This window comes from Wolbachia endosymbiont of Tuta absoluta, assembly GCF_059414725.1.
The window spans coordinates 1-4,081 of the sequence record NZ_JBNRJY010000042.1 but is presented as its reverse complement, the minus strand read 5'-3'; the positions used below and the strand labels follow the sequence as shown (position 1 = coordinate 4,081).

7 protein-coding genes are annotated in these 4,081 nt (G+C 34.0%); 1 reads left to right on the top strand and 6 read right to left on the bottom strand.

The window, feature by feature from the left end:
* Positions 1-656 precede the first annotated feature (656 nt).
* Positions 657-998, top strand: a complete 342-nt coding sequence (locus ACJ5GX_RS00325; protein ID WP_495292573.1) for a reverse transcriptase domain-containing protein — start codon at positions 657-659, stop codon at positions 996-998.
* Here the strand turns inward: ACJ5GX_RS00325 and ACJ5GX_RS00320 are convergent.
* From ACJ5GX_RS00320 to ACJ5GX_RS00295, 6 genes are all read right to left on the bottom strand, one after another.
* Positions 947-1,264: a hypothetical protein gene (locus ACJ5GX_RS00320; RefSeq protein WP_495292572.1), complete on the bottom strand. Its 318-nt coding sequence runs from the start codon at positions 1,262-1,264 to the stop codon at positions 947-949. The two genes, ACJ5GX_RS00325 and ACJ5GX_RS00320, sit on opposite strands and share 52 nt — an antisense overlap.
* The gene (locus ACJ5GX_RS00315) at positions 1,224-1,445 is read right to left on the bottom strand and encodes a hypothetical protein (RefSeq protein ID WP_495292571.1); all 222 of its coding nucleotides are present in this window, start codon (positions 1,443-1,445) and stop codon (positions 1,224-1,226) included. The genes ACJ5GX_RS00320 and ACJ5GX_RS00315 overlap by 41 nt, the downstream gene beginning before the upstream one ends.
* A gap of 101 nt (positions 1,446-1,546) precedes the next feature.
* Positions 1,547-2,080, bottom strand: coding sequence for an HK97 family phage prohead protease (locus tag ACJ5GX_RS00310; protein WP_007302694.1), 534 nt, complete (start codon positions 2,078-2,080; stop codon positions 1,547-1,549).
* A gap of 175 nt (positions 2,081-2,255) precedes the next feature.
* Positions 2,256-2,396 carry a hypothetical protein gene (locus ACJ5GX_RS00305; RefSeq protein WP_007302695.1) on the bottom strand — a complete coding sequence of 47 codons (141 nt, stop codon included), beginning with the start codon at positions 2,394-2,396 and terminating at the stop codon, positions 2,256-2,258.
* A gap of 35 nt (positions 2,397-2,431) precedes the next feature.
* Positions 2,432-2,560 carry a hypothetical protein gene (locus ACJ5GX_RS00300; protein WP_019078577.1) on the bottom strand — a complete coding sequence of 43 codons (129 nt, stop codon included), beginning with the start codon at positions 2,558-2,560 and terminating at the stop codon, positions 2,432-2,434.
* A 276-nt stretch (positions 2,561-2,836) separates the two neighbouring features.
* Positions 2,837-3,694 carry a hypothetical protein gene (locus tag ACJ5GX_RS00295; RefSeq protein ID WP_495292570.1) on the bottom strand — a complete coding sequence of 286 codons (858 nt, stop codon included), beginning with the start codon at positions 3,692-3,694 and terminating at the stop codon, positions 2,837-2,839.
* Between the last annotated feature and the right edge of the window lie 387 nt (positions 3,695-4,081).

Sequence of the window (4,081 nt, the reverse complement as noted above, 5' to 3'; positions counted from 1 at the left end):
TTCAAAACTATAGGATTTTGATACTTTTTTTTTAAATAGATAGAATGATCCAAGAGGCAGTTTGTAAGTACTTTTTACCGCAAAAAGCTTTGTTCCTTCAGGAAAACGGGAAGCAGCGGGTGAAATCGCTTGGCGTGTCGCTAGTAATGCATAATACATAGAATATACCCAGTCCAACATATAGTCTCGAGAATCTTTACTCCCAAAAACTACCAAATTCAATAGCCTACAAGTTTTCCGCTCCAATCGCATTTGGCACAATCCTTGAATTGCGTCGTTTGAGAAGTCGCCTTAACTTGGAAATCGCATTACCTGAGCAATCGGAAAAAGAAAGGTCTGGGATCGTTACTAGCGTGTGTTCTCTCTGGTACGTATTGTACTTTCGCAAGAAATTGATATAATAGGGAACGCTGCTACATACTCCCTGGATAAATATAAGATAAAATTATGGTTTTTGTTTAGATGTTTATTTTCAGGAATTTCATCAAAAGCCGATTTTTTCCCTCTACCAGCAACACACGAACCGTGTATAGAACTTGTGTCTGTAACTTGTGAACAGCGAACAACAGAGGGATCGATCTAAGGACGTCAAACATTTATGTAAACTGCTCAGTCCAATTTTTGCCCATTTCATAAATTTATGTATAGCGAATAGTATGTATCCTCATCGGTTAAAACAAGCCATAATACGCCCTATATATAAGTCTGGTAGTCATTTAGAGTATAGTAATTATAGGCCCATAGCTATCTTATCTGTTGTGGATAAAATCGTGGAAAAAGCAATAGTTTCGAAAGTAAGTAGATTTTTAGAAAAATACTCCATTCTGTCGGATACACAGTACGGTTTTAGGACTGGACGAAGTACAGTCACGGCACTGACCGGGTTTGCGGACTATGTAAACACCAGTCTTGACTCCGGTGACCAAGTATTAGCCATATTTATAGACTATAAAAAAGCGTTTGATACGTTGGATCGATCAATGAATAGATATCCATGAGCTTTTGTCGTTGCATCCTTGTAAGCTTCTTCAACGAATTTAGCATTTTCTGGATAAACCTGACGAGCTAAATGTCGTATTTGTGTTCTGTCTCGAGGGTTTTTAAAATAAGTTATATAACTCGAATTTAGAGAAATATCTCTTTGACCTTTTCCTTGATGAAATATGTTTTGAGTTATGTAAAATACACTGAGATTTCTATGATGGCTTCCCTTTGTAAAAATATCAACGATACGACCATCTGACTCTCTCATAAGATCGATCATCAGTCTGAACCACATTATCTGCAATATTGTAATGTAGGATACTCTTTGCCCATTGATTCCACTTTTCTGGCAACATTCGTCCAATTGTTTTTAGATATAGCCAAGCAAGCACAGTGGATAAGCTATATTTTTTTTCCTTTTGTTTAGGTTCGTAATTAACCTTATTGTTAGCATTTAGCATAAAATTACCTAATTTTTAAAGTATTGAAGTTATATATATTAATATAATTATTAAATAAATTATAATATAAATGTTAAATTGTGTGAAAATTTTTATAGATTTTAAGTAGAAATACACATGTTCGTAAGCACAGAATTTGCTTTTTCTATTGCTCTTGCTAACATTTCTTGTTCATTGTGCTGATTTTTCACGTTGATTACCTGAGCTGCCAAATTTGCAGGGAAAGTGACCAAACTAACTTCCCATAGCTCCACTTGTTTTAACACTCGAGCTCCGCTTTCATGATCAACATCATACTCTATTGGTATATAGCCAATCGAAAGCCCGTTAATAGTTCCAGTTTTGAGCATTAAATATGCTTCCTCTGCTTTTTGAATACCAAAAAGCAAATGTGCAGTTATATATAGGCCAATATCATTTTCGCAAATATCCGTAATATTACCTATAGGCTCGCTCGGATTGTGCTGCCAAAGAAGTTTTATCTGACTTTTATTTAAGTTATTCTTAAATGCTCCTGGTAATATCAGATCATTTTGCTTATCAACTATATTAAAAACGCTCGCATAGCCAGAAAATACTCCGTTTTCTTCTATGCTTTTTATTGATAATGGTGAATAGAGAAATTTCTTATTCATAAGTCCTCCTTGTAAATTATGGTATTGGGTTTGCCAGCGCTCTGAGCCAGCTTAAAATGTTGTATAGATTGTTTTCCTATATCTCAGGATGAGTATAAGGCACTACAATATAATTCTATTGTATGCAGTGCTTTGAAAATGTGGAAGTACTTTTTTAGTTATAAAATTTGTCATTTTATATACATAAGGGTAGGGTTTGTTGCACATTGGGTTGTTCAACAGCAGCGTTTTCCAGATTTGTAGAAACAGCTTCGTTTGTAGCTTTTCCTAGAAGGAAGCCAAATCCCAATGAAACAGCGGCTATAAAACCATTCATTAATGACTCTGTCCATCTCGTATTCTTGATAGATTTTAGAATATATCATTATTGGCTTCATTCGGGTTTAAATTTCTTCCCAACTCTTCTGATGTTTTCTCCCCAGCATCTTGGGATTTTGTTGATGAACTTTTCTGTAAGTTTTCTAATTCTTGTGCGTCCATCAACACCTCACTATTAAAGCTTAAGTACAAATTATACAGCACTATAATTGTTTAGTCAAGGTAAATACTAGTATATTAAGTAAATATTTACTATATTAATATGATTGCTTAAATTCACAACTAATTGTTTGGGGGAATAAAAAGATTGTGTTTTGTAGGTGATTTTCGTAGCGGAAGGTATTACCCCAGTTTTACAACACCCGGGGTAACGATAAAGAAGGAAGTAGGGAAAGTTATTTATAATAGTTTGAAGCTATTACAAGTTTATATGCTCTGTCATTGAATATTTGTTTGTTCAATAGTAGTACTTTCCAAATTTGTGGAGATAGTAGCAAACATCCTTCTCGCTAAAGCCGTTGACAATGTAGCACCAATTCCAGCTCCAGTTGCAGCTATAAAACCAGGGCCTAATAATTCCATATTTGTTTCAGTGCTGCTGCTAGTTATATTGTTAATTAACATCATCGCGCCTGCTCCTAAAGCTGCTACTAACCCAATCCTTGACGGTTTACTTGTTGCATCAAGAGAATATTGTACTACTTCTCTAAGCTCTGAATTACTGTTTTTTAACGCTACTGCTATTGATGCTGGTAACATGACCATTATTGGCATGGATAATAGTCCTCCAAGTGTTGCACCAATAATTTCACTCACTTTTGATTTTCCAAGATTAACTCCTAGATTAACTCCTAAGGCTGTTATACCTAATACTCCAATTGAGGTGATAATCCTTACATTTCTCTCTTCCATTTCTCTCACATGCGCCTCATATTGTATTGTAGCTTCTGCTACCGCTAACCCAATACTATTTGGTTGCTGTGGAATCTGATTTACTCGCCCTAACTCTTGTGAAGTTTTCCCTCCAATACTTTTGACGGCATCTTCTAAGTCTAATAACGATCTGTTATTTAACCTTACGTTATCTTGACTATCACAAAAGACAATGTAGTCTAAAATTGTCATTCTCAGATTATTCATTTCTATATCATCATTAATATGATCTTTTAATATACTTATAATCTCTAATGCTCGCTCCTTCATATCTCTTTCTTCTTCTGCACTAGCTGGTGCAAGTATGAGAAAAATTATTCCAAGAAAATCTTGTTGTAATTTTTTTAATTGTTCTAAGCTCATAATAATTAACATTAATATATATTATTAAATAATATAGTACTATAGTTACTTAATCAAGATTTATATTAATATATTAAGAAATAAGCACTAAAAAATGATATCCTTAGTCGTAAAATACAAAAAGAGCGGAGCACCCAGTGCCACAACACTGGATAACGATAAAGAAGGAAGTAGAGAAAGTTATATGTAATAGTTTAAAACTATTACAAGTTTATATGCTCTGTCCTTGAATATTTGTTTGTTCAATAGTAGTACTTTCCAAATTTTGTAAAGATTCAAATTCTTCTTGCATATCCAGTATGTCTTCTATTACTTGCTGATCGATCTTTTAATATACTTATAATCTCTAATGCTCGCTCCTTCATATCTCTTTCTTCTTTATCGTTA

Bases quoted from the DNA above. Each gene is read 5' to 3' on its own strand.
- ACJ5GX_RS00325 (WP_495292573.1), top strand. From the start codon at position 657: ATGTATCCTCATCGGTTAAAACAAGCCATAATACGCCCTATATATAAG.
- ACJ5GX_RS00320 (WP_495292572.1), bottom strand. From the start codon at position 1,264: ATGATCGATCTTATGAGAGAGTCAGATGGTCGTATCGTTGATATTTTT.
- ACJ5GX_RS00315 (WP_495292571.1), bottom strand. From the start codon at position 1,445: ATGCTAAATGCTAACAATAAGGTTAATTACGAACCTAAACAAAAGGAA.
- ACJ5GX_RS00310 (WP_007302694.1), bottom strand. From the start codon at position 2,080: ATGAATAAGAAATTTCTCTATTCACCATTATCAATAAAAAGCATAGAA.
- ACJ5GX_RS00305 (WP_007302695.1), bottom strand. From the start codon at position 2,396: ATGAATGGTTTTATAGCCGCTGTTTCATTGGGATTTGGCTTCCTTCTA.
- ACJ5GX_RS00300 (WP_019078577.1), bottom strand. From the start codon at position 2,560: ATGGACGCACAAGAATTAGAAAACTTACAGAAAAGTTCATCAACAAAA.
- ACJ5GX_RS00295 (WP_495292570.1), bottom strand. From the start codon at position 3,694: ATGAGCTTAGAACAATTAAAAAAATTACAACAAGATTTTCTTGGAATA.